This window comes from Streptomyces luteireticuli, from assembly GCF_041519305.1.
GTDB classification, from domain to species: Bacteria; Actinomycetota; Actinomycetes; order Streptomycetales; family Streptomycetaceae; genus Streptomyces; species Streptomyces luteireticuli.
Genome location: NZ_CP167927.1, coordinates 7474061 through 7498939 on the forward strand (window position 1 = coordinate 7474061; position 24879 = coordinate 7498939).

Sequence of the window (24879 nt, forward strand, 5' to 3'; positions counted from 1 at the left end):
CGCCGTCGTCACGGAGCCGTACGGCCGAGGTCCCGGGCGAGGTCGAGGGCGAGGACGCGGTCCAGGTGGGCGAACGTCTCGAACCGGGAGCCGTCGGGAAGGGCGGCGTCCTGTTCGGCCCGGCCGAGGGCCCGCAGGACCGACGGGGTGTCGAGACCGTCGGCCAGCGCGTCGAGGGACCGGCCCAGGGTCTCGGCGCACATCGCTCTGGACGGGGACCGCGCCCAGAGCGCCATGGCGCGCCGCCACCGGGTCAACGTGCCCTGGGCCCAGTCGAGTTCCTCGGGCGCGAGGGTGACGGGCTCGTGGTGGGGGTGGTTCAGCAGGGCCAGCCGCAGGGCCCGCGCGTCCAGTCCGGCGGGGCCCGGCCGGTCGTAGGGGAGCAGCGCGCCGACCTCGACGACGATCCCCCGCGCCGCCCCGTCCCGCCGGCCGGTGAGGTGGACGTGGGGCGGGCCGCCGAGGGCGGCGGCCAGGTCGTCCGGGGTGCCGGCCGCGGCGGGCGGGCGGATGCCGAGCGTGGCCGCCCTCGCCTCGAAGGAGCGGGCGTTGTCGCCGGAGGGCCCCGCCACCCCGAGCAGCGCCTGCCCGCCGAGCAGTTCCGCCGTGCGGACCAGGACGTCGGCGACCAGGCGGACCCGCAGGGCGGAGGGTTCCGCGGCGCTGCCGGCCCCGGCCGACGGGACGGAGATCCGCAGCGGGTGCCTGCGGCCCGGGTCGATCTTCGCCGGGTTGCCGGAGCGGGCGTCGACGAGCCGCAGGGCGACGGCCGCGGGCCCGCCGGACCGGTCGAGGGGCTCCACGTGCAGACCGTCTGTTCCAGACATCCGGTGGGTCTCCTGTACGGGCCGGCCGATGGCGGACGGTTCCAGTGTCCCGCCCCCGGCGGACCGGGGACAACCGCGTGCCGTCGCGGGCTCAGCCGAGGAGGGCCCGGATGTGCTCCGGCAGGACGCAGGCCCGCTCCGCGACGAGATCGGCGAAGGCCGTGGTCAGCGGGTCGGGGCGGGCGCGGGTCCAGGCGGCCAGGGGGCGGCGGAGCGGAGGGTCCGGACGGAGCACCGCGCCGTCGAAGCCCGGCGGGACGATATTGGCGGGGACGAGGGCGGGGCCCAGACCGGCGGCGGCCAGGAGGGGGACGGCCGCGGTCTGTTCGGCGCGCACGGCGGACCGCGGCGTGAAACCGGCCGCCGCACAGGCCCGGTCGAGGATCTCGCCGAGGCCGTTGCCGGGGGCGTAGTGCACCCAGGGGCGGTCGGCGAGGGCGTGGAGCGGCAGGGGGCCCGTCGCCGCCCGGGGGTCGTCGGCGGCGAGGACGACGACGAACTCCTCGACGCCCAGCTCCCGTACGGGGCCGTCCCAGTCCTCCGGGAGCGGGCCGACGGCCAGGTCCGCCTGGCCGGCCGCCATCGCGGCGCGCAACTCGTCGGCGTGCCGGAACTCGCGCAACCGGACGCGTACGCCCGGGTGTTGACGGTGCCAGGCGCGCAGGACGGGCGGGAGGACGCCGAGCCCGATCGAGTAGACCGTGGCCACCTCCAGCTCCCCGCAGTCCAGGCCCGTGGTGCGGCGGGCCGCGGAGCGCAGCCGCTCGGCGTCGGCGAGGGTGGCGCGGGCGTGCGGCAGGACCGCGCGGCCCAGCGGGGTGGGCCGGATCGAGCGCGGCAACCGCTCGACCAACGGGCCGCCCATGGTGCGTTCCAGCGCCCGGATCTGATGGGAGAGCGCCGGCTGGGTGACGTGGAGGAGCTCGGCGGCCCGGGTGAAGGAGCCGGTATCGATCACGGTGACCAGGTATTCGAGCTGCCGCAGCGTTGCCATGAGCAGAGTTTATGGCAGCGGTAGAAAGCATGCCTTGGACTCATTATCCCTGGTGGAGGGAGGGTCGATGGCGGAAGCCCCCGATCGATGACACGAACGACGACAAGGAACCGCCGCCATGACTGCCGCCGCTATGACTGCCGCCCCCACGACGCCGGTCCCGATGCCCGACCTGACGTCCGTCCCGGCGTCCGCCCTCGAAGGACGCCGGCTGGTGGTCGTCGGCGCCGGGTCGCACACCGGGCGCCTGCTCGCCTGCGCCGCCTCCCGGGCCGGGGCGGGCCTGGTGCTCGCCGGTCCCGACCCGCGCAAGCTGGAGTGGACCGCGGGCGAACTGACCGGCCCCGCCGAAGTGGTGCCCGTCGACCTCGCCGACGAGTCCACGATCGCCGAACTGGCCCGCAGGACGGGCCCGTTCGACCACCTCGTCTCCACCGCGGCGATGCCGGCCAACGGGCCGCTCGCCGAGCTCGACCGGGCCGCCGTCCAACGGGCCTTCGACGCCAAGGTCGTCGGGCCGCTGCTGCTCGCGAAGCACCTGGCCGGACAGGCCGCCGAGGGCGGCTCGTTCACCTTCTTCTCCGGCGTGGCCGCCTGGCGCCCCGCCCCCGCCCGCACGGTGATGGCCACCACCAACGGCGCGCTGGCCTTCCTGGTGCAGGCGCTGGCCGTGGAGATCGCCCCGGTACGGGTCAACGCCGTCTCGCCCGGCATCGTCGACACCGGCTCCTGGGACGGGCTCGGCGCCGACAAGGACGCGTTCCTGCGCGCCGTCGCCGAACGCAACCCCGCCCGCCGCGTCGGCACGCCCGACGACCTCGTCCAGGCCGTCTTCTTCGCCCTGGCCAACCCCTACGTCACCGGCACCGTGCTGCACGTCGACGGCGGCGGCCGGCTCGTCTGACCCCTGTTCCGCCCCCCCCATTCGCCCACCCGCCCTGGAAGGACACCCGATGGATCTGCAGCTCAAGGACAAGATCGTCATCGTGACCGGCGCGTCCGCCGGCATCGGCGAGGCCACGGCGCGCCTGCTCGCCGAGGAGGGCGCCACCGTCGTCGGCGTGGCCCGCCGCCCCGACGGCCTGACGGCCCTCGGCCCGAACGCCGACGCCGTCGCGGCCGACCTCACCGACCCCGACGCCCCCGCCGCGGTGGTCCGCGAGGCCGTCGCCCGGCACGGGCGCGTCGACGCCCTGGTCAACAACGTCGGCGGCCTCAACGCCCGCACCGGCTTCCTGGACGTGGACGACGCGCAGTGGCACGCCGCGTTCGACCTCAACTTCCACTCCGCGGTCCGCATGACCCGGGCCGTCCTGCCCGAACTGCTGAGGAACGGCGGGTCGCTCGTGCACGTCACCAGCGAGGCGGCCCGGATGCCGGACGTCCCGCTGGTGGACTACGCGGCCGCGAAGGCGGCCCTGCTGTCCGTCTCCAAGACGCTGGCCGTCGAATTCGGCGGGCGCGGGGTGCGGTCCAACGTGGTCTCGCCCGGGCCCACGCGCACCCGGCTGTGGGACGCGCCCGGCGGCTTCGCCGAGGAACTCGCCGAACAGTTCGGCATGCCGGTCGAGGAGGCGGTCGAGCACTTCGTCCGCGAGGTGCGACGCCTGCCCACCGCGCGGCTGGGCAGCCCCGACGACGTCGCCCGCGTCATCGCGTACCTCGTCTCCCCGCTCGCCGCACAGGTCACCGGGGCGGAGTGGGCCGTCGACGGCGGCGCGCTGCGCCAGATCTGACCCCCCTTCCGCCCGATCCTCCCGAGGAAACCCCATGTTCACCCGCACCATCGCCCTCGGTGCCGCGGTCGCCTGCCTCGTGGCCGGCGGCATCGCGACGGCCGCCGTACGGACCACTCCCGTACGGACCACTCCCGCACGGACGACGGACACCTGGCCCGGACGCCTCGTCGACCCGTCGCCCGGCCTCGTCCGCCCCCGCGCGCTGACCGTGGACCGCTCCCTCGGCGAACGCCGCGCGGCCCTCGAAGTCCGGCTCGCACAGCGGCTCTACACCTTCTGGAACACCGGGGACCGGACCTACCTCCGCGCGGCGATCAGCCCGCACTTCAAGGACAACACCCTCCCCGCCGGCCGCCCGCAGGGCCCCGCCGGACCGGTCTTCGCCTCGAAGCGCTTCCGTACCGCCGTCCCCGACCTGACCTGTGAACTCTCCGACGTCCTGATCACCGGTGACAAGATCACGGCCCGGCTGGTCTTCCGCGGCCACTTCACCGGAACCCTCGACGGGGTCCGCGGCAGGGGCCAGAAGATCGGCTTCAACGCCCTCGACATCCAGCACGTCGGCACGGACAGGATCACCGAGGACTGGCACATCGAGGACAACGGGACGCTGTCACGGCAGATGAACAACGGCGGGGTGAATAAAGGAGGGTGAAACGGGTGGGACAGCCGCACGCCCGCACACCATTCGCATCTCCGGCCGCCCACACGCACCCTCACGAGTGAGAGTGCGTGTGGGCGGCGGGAAGGCGGAGCAGCCTGAAGGCATGAACACCCCCAGACCGTGGCCCGTGTTGGCGGCCGCCGCACTCGGCGCGGGTCTCCTCGTCGGTCCCGTGCACGCTGCGACGGCCGCGCCCCCGGGCAGCCTCTACTGCTGCGACAAGGCCGTATGGTCGACCGAGAAGGCGGCCGAACCGCTGCTCCGGCTGGCGGGGGTCTCGAAGGAGAAGGGCGGCTTGCTCGGCGCCCATTGCCAACAGGCCACCGGACCCGGCACGGGCGGGACGGGCAGCTGCTCCGGGAAGACCCTGCGCTGCACGGGCCCCGAGGTGGTCCAGGCCATGGTCGTCGTCGGGTGCAAGCCCGAACACGCCCGGTGAGCCCGGACAGCCCTGGCGGATCAGAGGTTGGTGACCTTCTCGCCCTTGAGGTCCTGGAGGGTGTGGTCCACGCACACCGCCAGGACGAGCAGCAGCAACGTGTCCTGCTCCGCCATCACATCGACCGCATAGGCGTCCCGGAAGCTGAACCAGCGCCGGGAGACGTGGGCCAACGTGGTACCCCGGTCCTGGATGTCGAACTCCCTGTCCCAGAAGTTGCCGACGACCCGCAGCCGCCGCCCGTCCCGTAGAACGACCTTGAAACGGTCCCCGAAGAAGGTGAAGGCCCGCTTGCTGATGCGGGCCACCGTCGTGCCGTCCTCCTTCACCAGGATGGTGTGGTGGAGGGTGAGGGCCTTCTTCACGATGGTCGCCACTTGGTCGCCCTCGGTGTTCACGAGGGCGAACGTGCTGCGCGGACGGAAGAGCTTCCGGTCGACCCGGTAGACCTTCTCCCGGTGCTCGGTCTCGATCCACGCCTCCTCGTGGAAGGCGAGCATGCGGTCGCGCACCAGATAGCGCATGGTGTCCCCCTGTCCGGCTCGCCCCCCGCCGCCGCGGTCGCAGGGCATCGCCCCGAGCGTAGTGCGTCGTGGTCCACATCCCGGCCTATCCGGACATATTCCCGTAACGCGGAGCGGCTATGGTCCCTTGTCCCACCGCCGAAAAGCGCCGCCGAAAAGGGAGCGACTCCATGGACCAGACCACCACCGCGGTGAGCGCCGGAATACGTATCCGGGCGGGGGAGGAGCGCGACCTGGAACAGCTCACCGACCTCTACAACCACTACGTGACCAGCACCCCCATCACCTTCGACATCGAGCCCGTCCACCCCCGGGACCGCCGCCCATGGCTGGCCGGCCACCCGGACACCGGCCGGCACCGGCTGCTCGTCGCGGAGGAGGCGGACACCGTGCTCGGCTACGCCACCAGCAGCCCGCTGCGCCCCAAGCAGGCCTACGAGACGTCGGTGGAGACCAGCATCTACCTGGCCCCCGGCCACGGCGGCCGGGGCCTCGGCAGCCGGCTGTACCGGGCGCTCTTCGAGGCCCTGGCCGGGGAGGACGTCCACCGGGCCTACGCCGCGATCACCCTGCCCAACGAGGCGTCCCTGCGCCTCCACGAGCGCTTCGGCTTCCGCCCCGCGGGCATCCACCGGGAGGTCGGCCGCAAGTTCGGCGCGTACTGGGACGTCGCGTGGATGGAGAAGGCCCTCCCGGAGGATGGCCTGCCCGCCGCTGCTCGCCCATAGGGGCGCAGCACGGACAGCCGTCCCCACGCCGGCACGCGGGCGCGGGCCCGCCCTCCGCGAGGAGGCGACGGACACCGGCCGCGCTCTCCACACCGTCACCGCCGTTACCGTGCCGTCCGGGTGAAGCGGACGTCTTTCCCCTCCCGCCTCCCGCAGAACCCGTCACGAAGCGACCACTGAATCGTCCAGAGGGTATGGGCGACAACTCTCGACGCGTGTGCCTCGTGTTCCTCCTGATCTACGCGGCCTTCACGGGGCTCTGGGCCTACTGCGCGCCTCACTCCCGGTCGCGGCGCCGTTCGGTCCGCGCCCGCCGTCGGCGGCGCACCGTTTCGTGCAGAGTGAAGGGAGAACTCGCCCGGATCAAGCGGCAGCGACCGCCGAGGCGGTCGGAGGCAGTTGAGTGCGTCTCACAACTCCCGCAGCGCAGGCAACAGTTCGTCCTTCGCCCATTTCAGGAACGGCTCCTGGCGGGCGCCGCCGATCTGGACGAGGGCGATCTCGCCGAAGCCGGCCTCGGCGCAGGGACGGACGGCCGCGACGAAGTCCTCGACCTTCGCGCCGCAGGGAATGCTCCCGGCGACCTCGTCCTTGCCGACGGATGCGCCGGCTGCAGCGAACGAACGGTCGTGCGGCAGCTCGGCGTTGACCTGCCGGTATCTTCCTGGGAGCCGGGCAGGCGCCCCGTACAACACAACCGGAGACCCGGGGCGACGAGGAACCCGAGACCGCGCGGCCGGTGTGCCGACCGCCCCGGCCGATGGTGACAGTAGCGGCGCTGCTGCTCACCGACTTCCTGGCGGTGGGCATGGTCCCCGTACTCGCCCGGGGAGTCGGTGGTGCGGCGCAGGCGTTCACCGACCACGGGGGCTACGCCGCTGTCGTCCTGGACGGCCGGACTGCCGCGCCTGACGGCGTGGCGGCATGGTGGTCCTGGTCCGGTGCCGGGGTCGGTCTGCTGTCCGCCGTACTCGCCGCCGGCGTCGCGGCAGTGGCTGTGCGCCGAGCCCTGGCGGCCGGGCGCTGGAGTGCCCCGCTGCGCCGTCTCCACTCGGGCCACCTCGGCGACTATGTGGCCTGGACGGCGGCCGGGGCCGGGCTGCCGGCAGGCCTTGTGCTGTGGCCGGGCGGCTGACCCGATCGGCGGCCCCTGCCCTGCAGGCCCATACCTGCGGTGACACGGTGAGTCACGTACCCGTGCGGAGGAGAACGGCGATGCCCAGAGGATCCAGCCCCAAGCGCGAGCGACAGTACGAACACATCAAGGACAGCGCGCTCGACCGTGGTGAAAGCGAGCGGCGGGCCGAGGAGATCGCGGCCCGCACCGTCAACAAGGAGCGCGCCCGCGCGGGCGAGTCGAAGACGGCCAGCCGGACCTCGCTGCAGGACATGTCGTCCTCGAAACGGGGCGGGCAGCGGTCCCACTCCGGCGCCCAGGGGCCCACGAGGGACCAGCTCTACAACGAAGCGAGGCAGAAGAACATCGAGGGCCGCTCGCACATGAACAAGGCCGAGCTGAAACGGGCACTGGGGCGGGGCTGAACCCCGCTGCTCATGCAGTGCCCCAGGTGACCGGCCACCGGACCGAGACGCGAGGGCCACATGCCGACCGATGGGGAACCCGGCGCACGGCAGCAGGCCGAGGCCGGGGACAGGGATCGCGATCAGCGCCATGAAACCCCCGCCCAGCGGGCGGACCGGCGCTGGGGCGAGCTGCTCCAGGAAGTACGCGTGACGCAGACCGGGGTGCAGATCCTGTTCGGGTTCCTGCTGACCGTGGTGTTCACCCCGCGGTTCGCCGCCCTGGGCACTGTCGACCGCGTCATCTACATCGTCACGGTGATGCTGGGCGCGGCGACCACCGGGGCGCTGGTCGGCCCGGTCGCCTTCCACCGCATCGTCACCGGGCACCGGCTGAAGCCGCAGACCGTCGCCTGGGCAGCGCGTCTCACCCTGTCGGGCGTGGTCCTGCTCCTCGCCACGGTCGCCGCGGCGCTGCTGCTGATCCTGCGGATCGCGCTGCACAACGCGGCAGTGCCGTGGCTGCTCGCCGCAGTGGTCGCCTGGCTGGTGCTGTGCTGGTTCGCGCTGCCCTGGTGGGCTCTTCGACGCTACGAACACAAAGGAGGCCACGAACACAAAGAGTGAGATGAGAGGGGAACCATGGCGATGAAGGTGTCCGACCATCTCCTGCAGCGCCTGCGCGACTGAGGTGTCGAGCGGGTCTTCGCCTACCCCGGGGACGGCATCAACGGGCTGCTCGCCGCCTGGGGCCGGGCCGATGACGAGCCGCGGTTCGTCCAGGCGCGGCACGAGGAGATGGCCGCCTTCGAGGCGGTGGGCCACGCGAAGTTCTCCGGGAAGGTCGGGGTGTGCGCGGCGACGTCGGGCCCGGGGGCGATCCATCTGCTCAACGGCCTGTACGACGCCAAGCTCGACCACGTCCCCGTCGTGGCCGTCGTCGGCCAGACCAACCGCAGTGCCATGGGCGGCTCCTACAAGACGGTCCCCTCCAGCCTGGGCACGCCCGTGTACGCACCGGTGCCGGCGGACGACGAGATCGCGCGCGCGGCGGAGGTCGTCAACGCGGGGAAGAAGGTGGCGGTCCTGGTCGGCCAGGGTGCCCGCGGGGCGCGGGCCGAAGTCGAGCGGCTCGCCGACCAGTTGGGCGCGGGCTGGTCAACCTGGTCGGGGACGTCTGCCGGACCTTGACCCGGCTGCTGTCGCTGCTGAAGCCCAGGAAACATGACGACTGGCGGGCCACCATCGAGAAGAACACCGCCCGTTGGTGGGAGGTGATGGAGCGGCGCGCCGCGATGGAGGCCGAACCCGTCAACCCCGAGTACGTCGTCCACCCAGGACGACTGTGCGGACAGCCTCCCGGGCACGGTCGACGACGGCTGCGAACGGCCCGAGCGCGACGTTCCGGTGGGCGCCCCGGCCCACTCCCTCACACTGCGTCGATCTCACACCGCGTCGATCCGCGGGAAGACGGACTCCTCGAGCACGATGCCAATGCCGACCGCGACCGGGATGGCGATGAGCGCACCGACGACTCCCAACAGCGCGCCGCCGATCACGATGGCGACGACCGTGACGATGGGGTGCACATTGACGGCGTAGGCCATGGCCTTCGGCATGATCAGGTAGTCCTCTGCCAGCCGGAAGCCGATGTAGAAACCCGCCGTGCCCAGGGCGACCGGGAAGGACACCGCGAGGGCGACCAGGCTGACCACCACGCCGCCGATGGTGGAGCCGACCACCGGCACCATGTCCATCAGGGCGACGAACATGCCGAGCACGGCCGCGTACGGCACGCCCAGCCCCACGCACCACAGGAATGTGGCCAGGCCGGCGATGGCCGACGTGACCACATTGCCCAGCATGTACCGTCCGACCCGCAGCATGATCCTTTCGCTGAGATCGACAGCACCGGCCCGTCGGCTGAGTGGGATGAAACGGTGGACGAAGTGCTTCAACTGCTCCATGCCGACCATGAGGTAGACGGTCACCACGACCACCAGGGCGGTGCCCATCATGGCGTTGATGACGATGTGCCCGGCTCCGAGAAGCCCACCGATCACCGCCTGGCCGGTGCCCGGGCCGAGTTGTTCACGGGCCTTGGAGATCAAGTGGTAGCGGTCCTCCAGCCGGCCGAGGGTGGAATGGTGGTCGTGGAGCTGCCCGAGCCACTTCGGCACGGCGTCCACGAGAGCGGAGATCTCGTCGGAGAGCACGGGGACGACGAGCGCCAGGAAGCCGGCCAGCACTCCCAGCAGGCCGATGACCACGACGGCCACTGCCGGGCCCCGGCCGAGCCGGCGTCGCGCGAGCCAGGCCACCACCGGCTCCAGGCTGATCGCCACGAACAGCGCGAGCAGCAGGAGGGTGAGGATGCCGCTGATCCGCAGCACGGTCTGCAGCGTCGTGTAGGCCAGGGCCAGCCCCAGTCCGATGCTGAAAGCGGTGGCGAACCATGACGACGTCGGCCGTACCCGCAGGCCGGACCCGGCACGCGGCCGACGCGGGCCGCGGCGCCCCCCACCGGGCACCTCACCACCGCTTGGGGAACCGTTCCCGGCCAGCGCTTCCGCCCTTTCCGCCGCCGGCAGTCCGATCGGTCGTCGGCTCCGGAGTCCTGGTCCGTGGGTACCACGCTGTCGCGCCGCCGCACCGGCGTGGCACGCATGATCACCTACAGGGACGAGAAGGGGAACTCTTCCGCGGGCGCTTCGACCGCAAGCCGGCGGGCACGAGCGCGAACCTCAGGGCCCACGGGAAGCGCTGCACCGCTCACCAGTAATGCCGCCGACCTCCGACTGCGTGCCCTGCTGCACCCAGGATCCAGAGAATCGCTCCGATGACGAGCAGAACGATTCCAATGGTCCACAGGATGGAGATTCCGGTCACGAATCCGATGACGAGAAGAATGATTCCGAGGACGAGCATGGTGTCCTCCGATTTGACAGAAAAGGTCCCTTTTCACTGTCTCCCTCACCCGGGGGCCGCGCCAGTCGACACCATTTGAGTTGCATGGCCGGCCAGGAAAGCCACGGCACCAGCCGTGGTGCGAGCCGACAGACGCGCAGTTTGGTGCTCGGAAAGGGACGAAGCGCGTGCCCGTTTCCAGCGTGGTCGTCGCGGCCGGGCCCGCAACCAGGGCCGCTTTGAGTGCGTGTGCCGGGCGCGAACAGCACCCGGCACGGTCCGGAGCCCGTCGAGCGGGGCTCGGAAGGCGCTGCTAGCTCGGCGGTCGGGTGGGGCCTGGGCGGCCTGGCCGCTGTTGCCGGCGGCGGCGCGGAACTGCGGCCCGTGCGGCACCCATTGCGGAGTCGGGATCGGCGCCGACGGTCCCTCCACCGTGCTTGCTCCGCCCCAGCGGCGCCACCTCGGCCACGGCCCTGACGGTGGCCATGGCCGATCTGCCCGGCATCTCCTGCCGCCGCGCTCCCGAGCGGGGCCGTCGGGCCCGTCCCTGCCGCGGTTGTCCGCGTCGTTGCCCGGGCAACCAGTGAGGGGCGGTGCGGGAATCCTGTCCGCCCGTGATGCGGGAGGTGGCGCACATGAAGCAATCCCCGGGGGACGTACCCCCGATGGCACCGGTGGTCCAGGAGGCCTACGGCCCGGCGGACCTCGGGGCGATGCCCCTGTTCGCCGGGGGGTTCATCAACTTCGGCCACTGGCAGGGCATCGACCTCGACCGGCCGCTGGGCGAGGACGACCGGATCCGCAGCCAGCGGGCGATGTACCGGCATGTGCTCGGTTCCGTGGCGCCGGGGGAGGGGCTGGAGGCCCTGGAGGTCGGCTGCGGGCGGGGGTTGGGCTGCGCGGTGGCGCTGGAGGAGTACGGCTACGCGCGGGTCACCGGCATGGACATCCATCCGCAGCAGCTCGAACGGGCCCGCGCGGGCAGACCGGCCGGACGGGACGGGCAGATGCGGTTCGCGAGGGGCGCGGCCGAGCACATGCCGTTCGGCGACGCGGAGTTCGACCGGGTGTACAGCGTCGAGGCCGCCCAGCACTTCCGCGACCTCGGCGCGTTCGCCCACGAGACCGCCCGGGTCCTCAGGCCCGGCGGACGGGCCGCCGTCACCAGCTTCTTCGTCCCGGACGACGACCCCGCCCGGGCCGGTCAACTCGCGGGCCTGCTCGACAGTTTCGCCACCGGCCTGGACGTCGCCCACAGCATCCCGGAGCTGACCGGGAGCCTGGAGCGGGCGGGGCTGACGGGGGTCCGGGTCACCTCGATCGGCGCGTCGGTGTGGCCCGGCTGGGACCGCTGGCTGTCCACGATGTGGGAACCCGGGGCGTGGCCCCGCAACTTCCTGCGGGCCTACGAGGGCGGCATCCTCGACTACTTCACGGTCACGGCACACCGGCCCGCGTGACCACCCGGTCGGGCGGAGCCGCGACGGCCGGCGGCGGACCCGGTCATCCGACAGATGCGGCCGTCTCCGCCCGGCGCCTACGTTCTTCCCATCGACGCCGAACAGCCCGACCCCGGGCATCGGGTCCCCGGAACGGAGAAGAACATGAAGGTCCGCATCGTCCTCGACATCGCCTGCGCCTGGTCCGCCCTCGGCTACACCCGCTTCGGGCACGCGGTCGAGCGGTTCCGGGCCGAAGGGGGCGAGGCCGACGTCGAGTTCCTGCCCTTCCAGGTCGCCCCCACGGCCCCGGTCGAGGGGGAACTCCTCAGCGAGGTGCACCGCCGCGTCTTCGGCCCGTCCGTGGAGGCCAAGACGGCCCGGATGGCGGCGCTGGCCGCCCGCAGCGGCCTGGAGATGAACTTCGACAGGGCGGTCTTCGCCAACACCCTGGACGCGCACCGGCTCATCGCCCGCGCCACCGCGCAGGGCCGCGGCGAGCAGATCGTCCACCGGCTGTTCCGCGCCTACTTCACCGAGGGCCTCAACGTCGCCGACCCCGCCGTTCTCGAGCGCCTCGCTCTTGAGGCCGGGGTCGGGGCCGGCGGCCGGGCACCGGCCGCGGAATCCGACCCGGTGTCGGCCGGGCAGCGCGTGGTGCGGGAACTGGGCGTCACCAGCGTGCCGGTGTTCCTGTTCGACGGCGGCGAGACCCTGGTCGGAGCGCAGTCCGAGGAGGGTTTTCTCGCCGCGCTGCGGAATGCCGCGGTCATGGTCGGCGCACCGGCCGGGGTGGCGCCGTCGACGGCGGGCTGAACGGAATTCCGTCATCCATTTCCGAGGGGATCCGGATCGCTCTTCCCACGGAAAGGAAATGCGGGACGTTCCCGGCGGCCCGCCGCCGTCAACGGATCGGTGCGGTCCCGATCAGCAGCTGCCGGCCTGGACCTTGGCGAACGGGCGGCACTTGCCGATCGGGTAGGGACCGGCGAGGGGCACGTACTTCCACAGCGTGTGGTTCTCGCACTGCATCACCTGGCTGAGGTCGAGGCAGGCGTTCGGGTCGAACTCCAGGGCCCGTGCCTGGTTGTGGTTGGCCGGGAGGGCGGCGAAAAGGGTGAGGCTGAAAAGGCCGGTCATAACGGCGGTCAATGCCTTGCGCACGGGAAGTCTCCTGTATTGCCTGTGGTGCTCGTTCTGTAAACCAGGGGGATCATCCGTTCGGGATGATCGCTGTGTCAAGGCTGGTTAAAAGACTTCGGGAGGTCCGCCCGAAATCGGAATCCAGCTGAAAGAAGGGCGTAGTTGAAGGATTCCGGCGCAATGCCGTGATCGGGGGGAAGCGGGCGGGCGGGATGACCGGTTCCCGACTGTGGAGACGGCGTGAAGGGCGTACAGAATGCTCGCCCGACAAGCGAACCGACACCGCGAACCCTGCGAACGGCGCCGGACATCCACCCCGACCACCGTGAGGATCCGTCATGCGCTCCGTCACACCCGTCTCCCTGGCCGCCGCTGCCCTCCTGGCCGCCACCGCGCTCCTCGCCGCGCCCGCCACCGCGCAGGCCGCGCCCCCGGCCACCCACCCCGGAATGACCTGGGCCAAGATGGCCGACGGCCCCGACGGCACCGTACGGGTCGGTGGCCCGGGCGGCAGCCCGAGCAACCCCTACCAGGGGGACACCCCGGCGAGCGCCGTCCTGCCCGTCCTCTGCCTGAAGGCCGACGGCAGCCCCGTCCCCGACGGCATCACCCCCGACTTCTACGCGGGTTGGGCCCAGGGCACGGTGGCCGCCAGCAGACCCGTGCGCGGCTCACGGCTCAACAGCAGGAACGCCGCGGACAGCGTCTGCCAGGCACAGTTCGGCGCGGGCTGGCGGATGGCCGAGTTCCACGACGGCCACTACGGCCCCGACCTCGGCGCGACCGGCGGCTGGACCTTCTGGGCCTACGGCACGCTGCCCGCCGGCACCCGGCTGTGGACCGCCATCGACGACCAGCGCGCCAACCCCTGGGACTGATCCGCCCCGTAACCCTGCACAACCCTCCATGGGACGATCATGGCGCGGCCCGCCGGGCCGGTATCGACCGTGGAAGGTGACGATGTACGCGATATCCCTGGGTGACGACGGCGCGGAGCTGCGCCCCCTGGAGCCGTGGCAGGCCGGGGAGTTCCTGGCCCACATGGACCGGGGGCGGGAGTTCGTCGGGCAGTGGAACGAACTGCCGGACGTCGTCACGGACCTGGAGTCGAGCCGGGCGTACCTGCGGGCGTACGCGGAGAAGGCCGCCGCCGACTCCGGGCGGATCTACGGCATTTACCTGGACGGCGGGCTGGTCGGCGGGTTCCTGCTGCGCAGGATGGACGTCGGGCAGGGCACCGCCGAGGCGGGCTGCTGGCTGGAGCCGTCGGCGGTGGGCAGGGGCCTGGTGACCCGGGCCGCGCGGGCGGTCATCGACTGGGCGGTCGAAGAGCGGGGCATCCACCGTGTGGAGTGGTGGTGTTCGTCGGGCAACGAGCCGAGCATCGCCGTGGCCCGGCGGCTGGGGATGACGAGGGACGGCGTGCTGCGGGAGAGCTACCTGTACCGGGGCAAGCGGTACGACGAGGAGATCTGGTCGGTGCTGGCGCCGGCGTGGCGGGCGGCGAGGCGGACGGCGTTCGGCTCAAGGTGAGTCGAGGCCGACCGCCTTGAGGACCTCGGCCAGCCACACCAGGTGGTGACCGACGGCGTCCTCCGGTTCCGCGGCCAGACCGTCGAGGTGGTCCAGGCACTCCGACAGCTGCCCGATCGTCAGCTCGGTCGGCTCCTGCCGCACGTCGTACAGCTGGTCCGGCGGGACGGACCAGAAGTAGTCCTCGTCCAGGGTGACGGCGTCGCCGTGTACCGCCTCGGCGTGACGCAGGGCCGCGTCGAAGGACCGGCGGAGCTGGTCGAACCGGATCTGCACCGGCCGGGCGCTCATGCGGCGGCCTCCGCGTCCGGCATGCGGGTGTGGGTCATGGGTCTGGTGCGCATACCGGGACACTACGTCGTCGGGCGCGCCCGAGTGCCCCGCAGCCGCGGTCGGCTGTTCGCATTCGGCCGCCAATTCCTCGGTCCACCTCATACCGCAAAGGCAAGTCCGCTATCCGGAGCGGTAATTCGGAATTCAATCGAGCCGGTTTTCAACGATCCGCCGGCCATGCGGTTCGGACAGCAATCGGAGGGACTCGACATCACTTCTGTGGAAGTGATTGACCCTGCTCACCGGGCACTGCTACCAACAAGTGGCACGTGTCCCCCAGCAGTTGAGGAGTATCGGCATGCTGCGCGTCGACGTGAGCATTTTCTCCGGCCGCCCCGACCCGTCCTGGATCATCACCGACGAGAGTGCGGTGAGAAGTCTGCTGTCGGATGCGGCCGATGCGGCGGAAGAAGCGGTGGGGATACCCGGGGCGGGGTATGACGGTCTGGGGTATCGCGAGGTCGTGGTCTCCGCCGTCGGCGACGACGAACCCTGGCCCGAGTCCGTACCCCGCAGTTTCGCCCTGGGCACCCTGGGCGCCCGCGACGTCGGCCGCTCGGCCGAGCTGGCCCGCCGCGTCGTGGAGGGCATGACCCGCCACGCGGACACCCGACTGGCCGAGCACGAGCGGACGCCGCTCGGCGACGACCTGCGCGAGCTGGTGCTCGGCGAGATCGACGCCTTCGCGGCCGAGCCGCCCGCCTGGACCCGGTCCCCGGCGCTCCCCGCCCACCCCCTGCGCACGACGGCCCAGGAGGCCGGACCGTCCGTCACCTGCTACATCGAATACGGCCAGTTCAACCCCGGCTTCTGGAACACGCCGCAGGTCCAGCCCAAGAACAACTGCTACAACTACGCGCGCAACCTCCGCACCGACACCTTCGCCCAGCCCGGCCGGGCGCACGGCGCCCAGACCGGGACCATGGCCTGTCCGAACGTCACCCAGGCCGCCTTCGCCGACGGCTTCGTCCGGCGCTTCCAGTGCCTGCCGGACAGCGAGAAGCCCCGCTGGCTCACCGCGCTGGTCGTCTGGCCGGGGCAGGACTACCACTGGTACCGGTTGCAGAGCGGCAATTTCTGGGGCCACAAGCCCGGCCAGACGGCGGCCCGGGACTACGACAACAGCGGCAACCGGATCACGAACCCGGAAACCTGCAACCGCGGCGGTTACCGTGATTTCTGCGGGTACTTCTACGCCGGACGCTCGGTCGTCATCAGGTGACGCCGAAGAGCGTGAAGAACGCGAAGAACGTGAAGAGGGACCGATGCTGGTGGAACTGGACCTGTTCAGCGGCCGCCCCAATCCGCGGTGGCGCCTCGGTCCCGGGGCCGCCGAGGAATTCCGTGCGCTGACGGCCGGTCTCCCGTCCGCAGGCCCGGTGGCCCGGACCCCGTCCCCGGGGCTGGGCTACCGCGGCTTCACGGTCAGGGACGCCGACCGGGTGGTCCATGTCTTCGCCGGCCGAGTGACCGAAGGGGACGCGTCCCGGACCGACCCGGACCGGTCCCTGGAGCGCTGGCTGCTGGCCCGACTGCCTTTGTCGTTGGGGCACTTGCGCTCGGTGGTGGCGGAGGCACTCGACGGCGACGACGGCTGACGAGGCGTACGGGCGGCGGGGCGTACGGGCGGCGGCGCGCGTCCTCCACCGCCGTGGCCCGGCGGCCGTACGACGGGCCCGCGTCAGCCGCCCGTGCGCCGCCCGGCGGCCCGGCCGCGGCCCCTCAGGAGACCGCGCACCCGGCCCACGAGGCCCGCGCCGGGGGACGGCAGCCGGGCGGCGGGTCCGGAGTGCGGACGCGCGGGCAGCCGCCGCCGGCGCACCGCGTCCCCCAGCGCGTCCAGGGTCCGCGCCGGGCACGCGGCCTGCAGGCGGGGGAAGAGCCGCTGTTCCTCGTCCAGGAAGTCGTCCGTGACGCGGGCGATCAGCTCGACGAGCAGCGGTGTGAAGGCGGGGTCGTCCGCCTCCCTGCCCTCCAGTTCTCCCAGGACGCGCGCGACGCCGTGGTGCGCGGCGACGCTCCGTTCCACCCGGGCCGCCCCGTCGGCGACGCGGTCGCGCACGACGGGGTGCAGATGTTCCCGGACGGCGACGGCGTGCCGGGCGAACGCGTCGGCCACCTCGTCGGCCAGCTCCTTCCGCTCGGGGCTGCCCGGCGCCGTGGCGCGGAGGGCGTCGAACAGCCGGTACACCGCCCGGTGGCCGGCGGACAGCTCGCCGATGATGTCCGGTTCGTGGGGCACGGCCGCCCTCCGTGGGTCCGCGGGGTCGTCCCGATCCTCGTCCGGTGCCCCGCCCCCGGCCACCCGCCTGCGCCGCTCGGAGCAACCGGCCGGTAGCCCGTCCACCCGCCGGGTACAGCGCAGTGACGGTCACAGCCACGGGGACGGAGAGGAGCGGGGTCGGATGCTGTTCGCCCGCCGTACGGTACGGCTGAGGGCCCGGGCCCGGCAGGCCGGTGTCCTCGGGTACGCGGTGGCGGACCGCCGCGCCCCGGTGTCCGAGGCGGCCCGGGCGCTGCTGCGCAAGGCCTTCCCCGACCACTGGTCCTTCCTGCTGGGGGAGATCGCCCTGTACAGCGTTCTGGTCCTGCTGCTGACGGGCGGATATCTGACGCTGTTCTTCGAACCGGGCATGACGGAGCAGCCCTATACGGGCGCGTACGGGCCGCTGCGCGGTCGGCCCGTCACCGACGCCTACGCCTCGGTCCTGCGGATCAGCTTCGAGGTGCGGGGCGGTCTGCTCATCCGGCAGATGCACCACTGGGCGGCCCTGGTCTTCGTCGCCGCGCTCGGGGTGCACATGTTCCGGGTCTTCTTCACCGGAGCCTTCCGCCGGCCGCGGGAGCTGAACTGGGTGATCGGGGCGACGCTCTTCCTCCTCGGTCTGATGGAGGGCTTCTGCGGCTACTCGCTGCCGGACGATCTGCTGTCGGGGACGGGGATGCGGACGGCGAACACGATCGTGATGTCCATCCCGGTCGTCGGCACCTATCTGAGCTTCGCGCTGTGGAGCGGTCCCTTCCCGGGCCGCCTGATCATTCCGCGGCTCTACATCGTCCATGTGCTGTTCGTTCCCGGCCTGTTGCTCGCCCTGATCGGGGCGCACCTGCTGATGGTCGTCTACCTCAAGCACACGCAGTGGGCGGGCCGGGGGAGGACCAACCGCAATGCGGTGGGCAGCCCGATGTTCCCCCAGTTCGCCGCGCGTTCGGCCGGACTGGGCCTGATGGTGTCCGGCGTCCTCGCGGCCCTCGGCGGGCTGGCCCAGATCAACCCGGTGTGGGACTTCGGCCCTTACCGCCCCGACCATGTCTCGACGGACGCCCAGCCGGACTGGTACATGGGTTTCCTGGAGGGCGCCCTGCGGCTGATGCCGCCCTGGGAGAACGCCGTCGCGGGGCACACTGTGATGTGGAACGTCCTCCTTCCGGCCGTGGTGCTGCCCGGGCTGCTCTTCCTGGGCCTGGTCCTCTACCCGGTCTTCGAGCGGTGGGTGACCGGCGACCTGATGGAGCACCACCTGTGCGACCGTCCCCGGGACCGGCCCACCCGCACCGCCCTGGGGGTGGCGGTCGTCGTCTTCTACGCGGTGCTGCTGGCGGCGGGCGGCGACGACGTGATCGCGTTCGTCTTCCGCGCCTCCCTGGAGACCCTGACGCGGATCTTCCAGGTGACGCTCCTCGCGGGGCCGGTCCTCGCGTTCCTCCTCACCAAGCGGCTCTGCCTCGCCCTGCAGGCCCGGGACGCGCGGCTGCTGGCGGAGGGCGAGGAGAGCGGGCTGGTCGGCCAGAACGCCTACGGCGGCATCGGCGAGAAGCGCCACCCGCTGCCCGCCGGCCGGCGCCGGTACCTGCTGGCGCGGGAGATGCCGCTGCCGGCGGCCCGCCCGGGCGCCGGGGCACCGCGCCGGGAGCGGATCCGGGCGGCCCTGAGCGCCTGGTACTACCGGGACCGGGTCCCGATGCCGGCGGACGCGGAGGAGCTCCTCCGGGCCACGGGAACGACCGCCGCCCCGCTCCCGCGCGACCGCGAGGAGTAGGAAGGCCAAGGGCGTCCTCAGGCCTCCACGTCAGGCTTCCACGTCGGTGAACTGGAAGACCATGCCGAGGACCCCGCCGGCCGTCACCCCGGCGCCGACGAGGAAGAGCCAGAGCCCGTACACCACGCCGAGGGCCATCAGCGCCATGCCGAGGGCCGTGACCACCGGGTATGTGCTGTGCGGCGGGAAGAAGTCGATCGCTCCCGACCGTTCGTGGATCTCCGACTGCGAGCGGTCCTCGGGTCTGCCGCCCTTCCTGCGGTAATTCACGGCGCAGAAGAAGGAGATGACCGCCGACATGCCGAAGGAGACGGTCAGCGCGGCGCCGCCGGCCGGCTCCCGGGCCAGCCAGATGTAGACCGCGTCGGTGACCAGGAAGAACGCGGCCATGCCCGCGAAGAGATACGCCTCCGCCTTCACCGCCCCTGCTCCTGCGGGGCGTTGAGGGCCGGCGCGCCGTGCCCTGTCACGGAGGGCACCTCGGGATGGTGGAGGTCGAAGGCGGGCGAGTCCGAGCGGATGCGGGGGAGGGAGGTGAAGTTGTGCCGCGGCGGAGGGCACGAGGTCGCCCACTCCAGTGATCTCCCGTATCCCCAGGGGTCGTCGACCTCCACAGGGGTGCCGTACTGCGCCGTCCTCCAGACGTTGTAGAGGAACGGCAGCGTCGACAGGCCGAGCAGGAACGCGCCGATCGACGACACGGTGTTGAGGGTGGTGAAGCCGTCGGCCGCCAGGTAGTCGGCGTACCGCCGGGGCATGCCCATCCCGCCGAGCCAGTGCTGCACCAGGAAGGTCGTCTGGAAGCCGACGAAGAGGGTCCAGAAGTGGATTTTCCCCAGGCGCTCGTCGAGCATCTTCCCGGTCAGCTTGGGCCACCAGAAGTAGAAGCCCCCGAACATCGAGAAGACGATGGTGCCGAACAGCACGTAATGGAGGTGCGCGACGATGAAGTAGGAATCGGTGAGGTGGAAGTCCAGGGGAGGGGACGCGATGAGGACTCCGCTGAGCCCCCCGGCGAGGAAGGTGACGAGGAATCCGATCGCCCACATCATCGGCGTCTCGAAGGAGAGGCTGCCCCGCCACATCGTGCCGATCCAGTTGAAGAACTTGACCCCCGTCGGCACCGCGATCAGGAACGACATGAGGGAGAAGAAGGGGAGCAGCACGGCCCCCGTCGCGAACATGTGATGGGCCCACACGGAGGCGGACAGCATCGTGATGGCGATGGTCGCCCCCACCATGCCCATGTAGCCGAAGACGGGTTTGCGGCTGAACACCGGGATGATCTCGGTGACCACGCCGAAGAACGGCAGCGCGACGATGTACACCTCCGGATGTCCGAAGAACCAGAAGAGGTGCTGCCACAGCAGGGCCCCGCCGGTGGCCGGGTCGTACACGTGCGCCCCGTACTTCCGGTCCGCCTCCAGGGCGAGCAGGGCGGCGGTCAGGACCGGGAACGCCAGCAGCACCAGGATCGAGGTGAACAGGACGTTCCAGGTGAAGACGGGCATGCGGAACATGGTCATACCCGGCGCCCGCAGGCAGACGATGGTCGCGATGAAGTTGACCGAGCCCAGGGTGGTGCTGATGCCGGTGAGCACCAGGCCCATGGCCCAGAGGTCCCCGCCCGCCCCGGGGGAGAACTCGCTCCTGTTCAGCGGCGCGTAGGCGAACCACCCGAAGGCGGCCGGGCCCCCGGGGACGACCAGGCCCGAGAGCACCACCAGCCCGCCGAGGAGGAACAGCCAGTAGGTCAGCGCGTTCAGCCGGGGGAAGGCGACGTCGGGGGCGCCGATCTGCAACGGCATGACGGCGTTGGCGAATCCGGTGAACGTCGGCGTCGCGAACAGCAGCATCATGATGGTGCCGTGCAGGGTGAAGAGCTGGTTGTACTGCGTCGTGCTGACGATCTGCAGCCCGGGGCGGGCCAGTTCCGCCCGCATCACCATCGCCAGGAGCCCGCCCGCCAGGAAGAATCCGAAGGCCGTGGCCAGGTACATGTTGCCGATCGTCTTGTGGTCCGTGGTCGTCAGATAGCCGTGGAGGCGCAGGCCCGCCCGTACGCGCGGATTTCCGGCGGGATCGAGGGGCGTCCGGTACCGGCGTTCGTCCAGCTGCGGCATCGCTTCTCCGAGATCGTGGTTCATCGGGCGGCGATCTCCTCGGCCGGCCGGGTACGCGATCACCGTGGCACTGCGGGTGGCCCCCCGCAGGGCGGGGGCGGCCGATCGGGTCAGCCGCACGCCCGGCCGAGGCCGTGGGCGACCATGGGCGGGGGCGCCGCCCGGCGCCGGGGAGGGAAAGAACGCCATGGTGGAAAGCCGGCTGAGCGGCGGCTATCGCGGGCTGCTGCCCGAAGTGGTGGCGGTGCGGCCGCCGCACCCCCGGCTCACGGGACACGTGATGGCCTACATCGGCCTGGATCTGCGCCTGAGTTCCCCGTTGCGCCGGCGCAGCGTGGCCAGCGCGACGCCGATGCTCATGATGGACTTCGAGGTGGCCGGCCGCCGGATCTCGCGGCTCGACGGCACCACGGGAGTGGCATCCGTCCCGTCACCGGTCAGCGGCGTGCTGGACACGCCCGTCGACGTCGAGCTCTCGGGGCACCAGTTCGGCGTCGGTGTATGTCTGACGCCGCCGGGAGTCTTCGCCCTGCTGGACCTTCCCCTCCATGAACTCGCCAACACCCCGGTGCGATTGGGGGACATCCTCGGGCAGCACCGGGAGCAGCGGCTCGTCGACCGGCTCGCCTCCGTACCCCGCTGGTCCGACCGCTTCCACCTGCTCGACCGGCTGCTCCCCGCCCTCCTGGCGGCGGGCCCGGCCCCGTCCGAGGCCGTCCTCCACGCCTGGCGGCGGCTGAACGCGGCCTCCGGGCGGACGACGATCGCCGCCCTCGCCGACGACGTCGGAGTGCGCAGGCGCCGCCTGGAGACGCTGTTCCGCGAGCAAGTCGGCGCCACGCCCAAGGCGTTGGCCCGCATCCTCCGCTTCCACCGGGCGTTCCGTCTCCTCACCGACGGGACGGGGAGCACCGGCCTCGCCGCTGTCGCGGCCGCCTGCGGCTACTCCGACCAGGCCCACCTCACCCGTGAGGTGCGTGCCCTCTCGGGCAGTACCCCGCGTGGCCTGCGTTCCGGACACCACCAAGCGGAATGACGCATTCCTTCAAGAGCGCCGACCAGGCACCCCCGTAGCGTCCTCCCTGGTCGACGCACCGGCGGTACGGGCTCCTGCCGGTGCGTCGACGGGCCTGCCCCGCCCGGCGACGGGGGTGCCGGGCGAGGCGCAGGCCCCTCGGGTCCCGGCCATCGGCCGGGGCCTCAGCGCCTGCCGCCGAAGCGTTCCAGGGCCGCGGCGATATCCGGCGGCACCAGCGGTCTGTAGTGGGTCGGCAGCACCAGGTACCAGCCCTCCTTGCCGCGGAAGCGGCGGGGCGGCCCGGCGCGGTGCGGATCGGGCCGCAACCGCACATGCGGCCCGAAGTACTTGCTGTCCCTGCCGCGTACGGTGACCGGGCGGACGGCGACGTCGGTGATCTCGTCCCAGCGGTACGTGACGCTGTGGCGCCCGATCGTGCTGCGGATGCCGTACCCGTCGATGCGCAGCAGCATGCGCTGACGCGGCAGGCACAGCGCCACCAGGTTGAGGAGCAGCCCGAGGGCGGGCCACACGAGGAGCATGCCGAGCCCCGGCCAGGTGAACAACTGGCCCTGCACGGCGGTCCGGATCGCCACCAGCGAGCCCGCCGCGCCCACCACCTTCCAGTGCGCGAGCGGATAACGGCGCGTCCTGCCGTCCATGAGGTACTGCTCGTCGGTGTCGATCACCGTCCAGCCGCGCAGGGTGTGCATCGGGGGCGCGGTGGTGGGATCCGGGGCCGGACGCCGGGTGCGGGGCGTCGCGCTCCTGCCGCGGTCGACGGGCTGGAGGGGGAGGTTGGGCAGCGCGGGCCCGGGAGTTGAGGGAGTCACGGCCATCGGGGTCCCGGACGGTGCCATGCCCGCGAGGTGTTCCTGGAGCCGCAGATGGCGGAACCGGTAGACGCCGCCGTGGCGTTGGAGCAGCCCGGCCGCGTGTCCGTCGCGGAGGAACTCCATCAGGGACCAGGGCACACGCCCGGCCAGCGCGAGCCAGCCCTTCGCGACGGTCCACAGCGCCCAGGGGCTGAGCAGGACGAGGACGGCGGCGGCGCCGATGAACGCCTGGGCACCCGCGATCCAGCCGTCGACCGCATCGCCCAGCGCGATCCTCGTCCACACCAGGTCGCCGAGGCCGATGAGGGGCGCGAGCACGCCGAGGGTCAGCAGGGCCGTGCGCCGTTCGCCCGCCAGCAGCGCGTCCGGGGTCGCCGCGTCCACGGTGTCCGAGGGCGCCGCGAGCACGGTCATGAGCAGGCAGGGGAGTACGAAGCCGATCAGCACCCACCAGGTGAACGCGGCGGGCTCGTGCGTCCCCTGCACCAACAGCACGAGCAGCGCCGCGGGGACGACGAGGACGGCGGCGGCCCGCAGACCGCGCCGCGCGGAGGCCGCGCGGGAAGCGGAGCGCAGGGCGGCGCCCGCCCTGAGCGGGTTGGCCCTGCGGCGCGGCTCCCACAACCGGTCGCCGTACCAGCTCTGCGCGGCGGTCCTCAGCCCCCACGCCCACATGACCCCGCCCAGCAGATGCTGCCGGGGGAAGAAGACCGGCCGCCCGCCGGAGCCGCCCCGGGCCCACTCCGTGCCGGCCAGGACCGCCTCCCCGCACAGGGCCGCGACGGCGGCGAGCGTGAGCACGGCGAGCGGCCGGAGCCGGGCCAGCTTCGCCAGGTGCCACCAGGCGAACTCCGTGATGCCGCGTCCGGACAGCCGCCGGGCCAGATACCCGAGCCAGGTGCGGGCACGGACGTGGTTCCAGTGGCCCGGGGCGTGCAGCCGGTCCGGGTCGTGCGGGGTCGCCGGGAAGGCGGCGGGTACGGCGCCGTCCAGCAGCCGGGCCTCGACGGCGGTACGGGAGGGCAGGCGGACGCGGTCCGTCAGCTCGGCGGGGTCGGTCCCCGGTCCCGCGTACACGCGACGGGCCAGCCAGATCATCAGCGGTGTGGAGAGGGCCTGCGCGAGCGGCCCTTCGGGACGGGCGTTGATCTCCCGCTCGACCGGGTACCAGCGCCGGGCGTCCCCGGTGCGGGCGAGGTGGTCGGCCGCGTCCTCGGGGGCGACCGGCCGGGCGGTGAGCGTGGAGGCCGCCGGCAGGGGCTGCGCCAGGCGCGCGTACGCCGCGGTGCGGGCGGCGAGGACGACGCCGGGCCCCCGGCCGCCGAGCGCGGCGCCCAACTGGGCGATCGCATGGCCCCGCCGGTGCTCGGGCAGTTCGTCGAGGCCGTCCAGGACGGGCAGGACGCGGTACTCGCGGAGGAGCCGCTCGGCGGGGTGCGCCCCGTCGACGCGCGGCAGCCCCGGATGGTCCTCGGCGATCCGTGCGGTCAGCCACTCCTTGAAGGGCGTGGTCTCGGCCCGCCACGTCTCCAGCGTGAGGAACACGGGCACCGGCAGGCTCCGGTCGCCGGCCCGGTGCCGGGTCAGGTCGCCGAGGTGGCCGTCGGCGAGCGCCAGCACGAGCAGGGCGAGAAACGTGGACTTGCCGGAGCCCGGGTCCCCGAGCACCACCAGGCGGCGGTGCCTGCGGGACAGCAGCGTGGCGACGACGTCGGCGACCCGGTCGCTCCCGGCGGGCGACACGGCGGCCCCGTCGCCCTCCCCCCACTCGGCACACCACCGCACCGCGAGCGGCGCACTCGCCTCGCCCAGCTGCCAGGCGCCCACCTCCGCCGACCACTGGGCCCGCACGGCGCGTGCCAGCGCCTCGGCCGCCTCGTCCAGCGGGCCGGGCCGGGGCGGCAGGTTGACCGTGATGTCGCCGTGGACGTACCCGGCCTGGATCAGGTACTCGACGGTGCTGTCGCGGACGACGTTGTACACCGAGCGCGGGCCCTGCGCGGGCGTCCGCGGGTGTTCCGGCGTGCTCCCCATGGCGGGGATTCTCCACCACGCCCGCCCCGCGTGCACC

28 protein-coding genes and 1 pseudogene are annotated in these 24879 nt (G+C 72.4%); 17 read left to right on the forward strand and 12 right to left on the reverse strand.

The annotated features are described in order from the left end of the window. Positions 1-8: 8 nt before the first annotated feature. On the reverse strand, positions 9-827 hold the full coding sequence (locus AB8735_RS33505; protein ID WP_372411420.1) for a hypothetical protein: 819 nt from the start codon (positions 825-827) through the stop codon (positions 9-11). A gap of 91 nt (positions 828-918) precedes the next feature. Then, the gene (locus AB8735_RS33510; RefSeq protein ID WP_372411421.1) at positions 919-1821 is read right to left on the reverse strand and encodes a LysR family transcriptional regulator; all 903 of its coding nucleotides are present in this window, start codon (positions 1819-1821) and stop codon (positions 919-921) included. Between the two features lie 118 nt (positions 1822-1939). On the opposite strand from AB8735_RS33510, the gene AB8735_RS33515 reads away from it, so the two are divergent. The 4 genes from AB8735_RS33515 to AB8735_RS33530 all read left to right on the forward strand — a co-directional run bounded on the left by AB8735_RS33515 (position 1940) and on the right by AB8735_RS33530 (position 4663). Beyond that, positions 1940-2725, forward strand: coding sequence for an SDR family oxidoreductase (locus AB8735_RS33515; protein WP_372411422.1), 786 nt, complete (start codon positions 1940-1942; stop codon positions 2723-2725). 49 nt (positions 2726-2774) lie between these two features. Beyond that, positions 2775-3557 carry an SDR family NAD(P)-dependent oxidoreductase gene (locus AB8735_RS33520; RefSeq protein ID WP_372411423.1) on the forward strand — a complete coding sequence of 261 codons (783 nt, stop codon included), beginning with the start codon at positions 2775-2777 and terminating at the stop codon, positions 3555-3557. A gap of 34 nt (positions 3558-3591) precedes the next feature. Beyond that, positions 3592-4215, forward strand: a complete 624-nt coding sequence (locus AB8735_RS33525; RefSeq protein WP_344031680.1) for an ester cyclase — start codon at positions 3592-3594, stop codon at positions 4213-4215. A 112-nt stretch (positions 4216-4327) separates the two neighbouring features. Then, positions 4328-4663, forward strand: coding sequence for a hypothetical protein (locus AB8735_RS33530; protein WP_372411424.1), 336 nt, complete (start codon positions 4328-4330; stop codon positions 4661-4663). A gap of 20 nt (positions 4664-4683) precedes the next feature. Here the strand turns inward: AB8735_RS33530 and AB8735_RS33535 are convergent, their stop codons facing one another. Further along, positions 4684-5235 carry an LURP-one-related/scramblase family protein gene (locus tag AB8735_RS33535; protein WP_372411425.1) on the reverse strand — a complete coding sequence of 184 codons (552 nt, stop codon included), beginning with the start codon at positions 5233-5235 and terminating at the stop codon, positions 4684-4686. 122 nt (positions 5236-5357) lie between these two features. Here AB8735_RS33535 and AB8735_RS33540 point away from each other — a divergent pair, with 122 nt between their 5' ends. Further along, entirely contained in the window at positions 5358-5915 is a 558-nt protein-coding gene (locus AB8735_RS33540) for an N-acetyltransferase family protein (protein WP_344031684.1), read from the forward strand. Positions 5916-6325: 410 nt separating this feature from the next. On the opposite strand, the gene AB8735_RS33545 is transcribed toward AB8735_RS33540, so the two are convergent. Continuing rightward, a complete protein-coding gene (locus AB8735_RS33545) occupies positions 6326-6610 on the reverse strand; it encodes a hypothetical protein (protein ID WP_372411426.1) in 285 nt (94 codons plus the stop codon). A 65-nt stretch (positions 6611-6675) separates the two neighbouring features. Between AB8735_RS33545 and AB8735_RS33550 the strand changes: the two genes are divergently transcribed. The 4 genes and pseudogenes from AB8735_RS33550 to AB8735_RS33565 form a co-directional block, all read left to right on the forward strand. Further along, positions 6676-7050: a hypothetical protein gene (locus tag AB8735_RS33550; protein ID WP_372411427.1), complete on the forward strand. Its 375-nt coding sequence runs from the start codon at positions 6676-6678 to the stop codon at positions 7048-7050. A gap of 80 nt (positions 7051-7130) precedes the next feature. Beyond that, positions 7131-7457 (forward strand): plasmid stabilization protein, encoded by a 327-nt coding sequence (locus AB8735_RS33555; RefSeq protein ID WP_344031688.1) that lies wholly within the window; start codon positions 7131-7133, stop codon positions 7455-7457. Between the two features lie 60 nt (positions 7458-7517). Continuing rightward, entirely contained in the window at positions 7518-8063 is a 546-nt protein-coding gene (locus AB8735_RS33560) for a DUF6328 family protein (RefSeq protein ID WP_372411428.1), read from the forward strand. Positions 8064-8078: 15 nt separating this feature from the next. Beyond that, positions 8079-8770: pseudogene (locus AB8735_RS33565) on the forward strand (thiamine pyrophosphate-binding protein); the annotation flags it as partial. 111 nt (positions 8771-8881) lie between these two features. Here AB8735_RS33565 and AB8735_RS33570 read toward each other — a convergent pair. Together AB8735_RS33570 and AB8735_RS33575 are read right to left on the reverse strand one after the other, a co-directional pair. After that, entirely contained in the window at positions 8882-9967 is a 1086-nt protein-coding gene (locus AB8735_RS33570; protein WP_372411429.1) for an AI-2E family transporter, read from the reverse strand. 241 nt (positions 9968-10208) lie between these two features. After that, entirely contained in the window at positions 10209-10364 is a 156-nt protein-coding gene (locus tag AB8735_RS33575) for a DUF6131 family protein (RefSeq protein WP_344031694.1), read from the reverse strand. 614 nt (positions 10365-10978) lie between these two features. Between AB8735_RS33575 and AB8735_RS33580 the strand changes: the two genes are divergently transcribed. Together AB8735_RS33580 and AB8735_RS33585 are read left to right on the forward strand one after the other, a co-directional pair. Then, the gene (locus AB8735_RS33580; protein ID WP_372411430.1) at positions 10979-11803 is read left to right on the forward strand and encodes a class I SAM-dependent methyltransferase; all 825 of its coding nucleotides are present in this window, start codon (positions 10979-10981) and stop codon (positions 11801-11803) included. A gap of 144 nt (positions 11804-11947) precedes the next feature. Beyond that, on the forward strand, positions 11948-12598 hold the full coding sequence (locus AB8735_RS33585) for a DsbA family protein (RefSeq protein ID WP_372411431.1): 651 nt from the start codon (positions 11948-11950) through the stop codon (positions 12596-12598). A gap of 111 nt (positions 12599-12709) precedes the next feature. Here the strand turns inward: AB8735_RS33585 and AB8735_RS33590 are convergent, their stop codons facing one another. Continuing rightward, entirely contained in the window at positions 12710-12946 is a 237-nt protein-coding gene (locus tag AB8735_RS33590) for a hypothetical protein (RefSeq protein WP_344031701.1), read from the reverse strand. A 317-nt stretch (positions 12947-13263) separates the two neighbouring features. Between AB8735_RS33590 and AB8735_RS33595 the strand changes: the two genes are divergently transcribed. Both AB8735_RS33595 and AB8735_RS33600 read left to right on the forward strand, forming a co-directional pair. Further along, the gene (locus AB8735_RS33595) at positions 13264-13803 is read left to right on the forward strand and encodes a hypothetical protein (RefSeq protein ID WP_372411432.1); all 540 of its coding nucleotides are present in this window, start codon (positions 13264-13266) and stop codon (positions 13801-13803) included. 82 nt (positions 13804-13885) lie between these two features. Continuing rightward, positions 13886-14458, forward strand: coding sequence for a GNAT family N-acetyltransferase (locus AB8735_RS33600; RefSeq protein WP_372411433.1), 573 nt, complete (start codon positions 13886-13888; stop codon positions 14456-14458). Here the strand turns inward: AB8735_RS33600 and AB8735_RS33605 are convergent. Continuing rightward, complete coding sequence (locus AB8735_RS33605; RefSeq protein ID WP_344031707.1) at positions 14450-14749, reverse strand: hypothetical protein; 300 nt, start codon at positions 14747-14749, stop codon at positions 14450-14452. The two genes, AB8735_RS33600 and AB8735_RS33605, sit on opposite strands and share 9 nt — an antisense overlap. A gap of 340 nt (positions 14750-15089) precedes the next feature. Here AB8735_RS33605 and AB8735_RS33610 point away from each other — a divergent pair, with 340 nt between their 5' ends. After that, positions 15090-16013 carry a hypothetical protein gene (locus tag AB8735_RS33610; RefSeq protein ID WP_372411434.1) on the forward strand — a complete coding sequence of 308 codons (924 nt, stop codon included), beginning with the start codon at positions 15090-15092 and terminating at the stop codon, positions 16011-16013. Between the two features lie 43 nt (positions 16014-16056). Next, a complete protein-coding gene (locus AB8735_RS33615; protein WP_372411436.1) occupies positions 16057-16389 on the forward strand; it encodes a hypothetical protein in 333 nt (110 codons plus the stop codon). Between the two features lie 83 nt (positions 16390-16472). Here AB8735_RS33615 and AB8735_RS33620 read toward each other — a convergent pair whose 3' ends face one another. Then, a complete protein-coding gene (locus tag AB8735_RS33620; protein ID WP_372411437.1) occupies positions 16473-17033 on the reverse strand; it encodes a hemerythrin domain-containing protein in 561 nt (186 codons plus the stop codon). Between the two features lie 163 nt (positions 17034-17196). On the opposite strand from AB8735_RS33620, the gene AB8735_RS33625 reads away from it, so the two are divergent. Then, on the forward strand, positions 17197-18831 hold the full coding sequence (locus tag AB8735_RS33625) for a cytochrome bc complex cytochrome b subunit (RefSeq protein ID WP_372411438.1): 1635 nt from the start codon (positions 17197-17199) through the stop codon (positions 18829-18831). A gap of 30 nt (positions 18832-18861) precedes the next feature. On the opposite strand, the gene AB8735_RS33630 is transcribed toward AB8735_RS33625, so the two are convergent. Both AB8735_RS33630 and ctaD read right to left on the reverse strand, forming a co-directional pair. Continuing rightward, positions 18862-19251: a cytochrome c oxidase subunit 4 gene (locus AB8735_RS33630; protein WP_372411439.1), complete on the reverse strand. Its 390-nt coding sequence runs from the start codon at positions 19249-19251 to the stop codon at positions 18862-18864. Further along, positions 19248-20954 carry a cytochrome c oxidase subunit I gene (ctaD, locus tag AB8735_RS33635; protein WP_372411956.1) on the reverse strand — a complete coding sequence of 569 codons (1707 nt, stop codon included), beginning with the start codon at positions 20952-20954 and terminating at the stop codon, positions 19248-19250. Before ctaD ends, AB8735_RS33630 begins: the two co-directional genes overlap by 4 nt. Positions 20955-21141: 187 nt before the next feature. Here ctaD and AB8735_RS33640 point away from each other — a divergent pair, with 187 nt between their 5' ends. Then, positions 21142-21990 carry a helix-turn-helix domain-containing protein gene (locus AB8735_RS33640; RefSeq protein ID WP_372411440.1) on the forward strand — a complete coding sequence of 283 codons (849 nt, stop codon included), beginning with the start codon at positions 21142-21144 and terminating at the stop codon, positions 21988-21990. Positions 21991-22154: 164 nt separating this feature from the next. On the opposite strand, the gene AB8735_RS33645 is transcribed toward AB8735_RS33640, so the two are convergent. Next, the gene (locus AB8735_RS33645) at positions 22155-24842 is read right to left on the reverse strand and encodes an NACHT domain-containing protein (RefSeq protein WP_372411441.1); all 2688 of its coding nucleotides are present in this window, start codon (positions 24840-24842) and stop codon (positions 22155-22157) included. Positions 24843-24879: the final 37 nt, after the last annotated feature.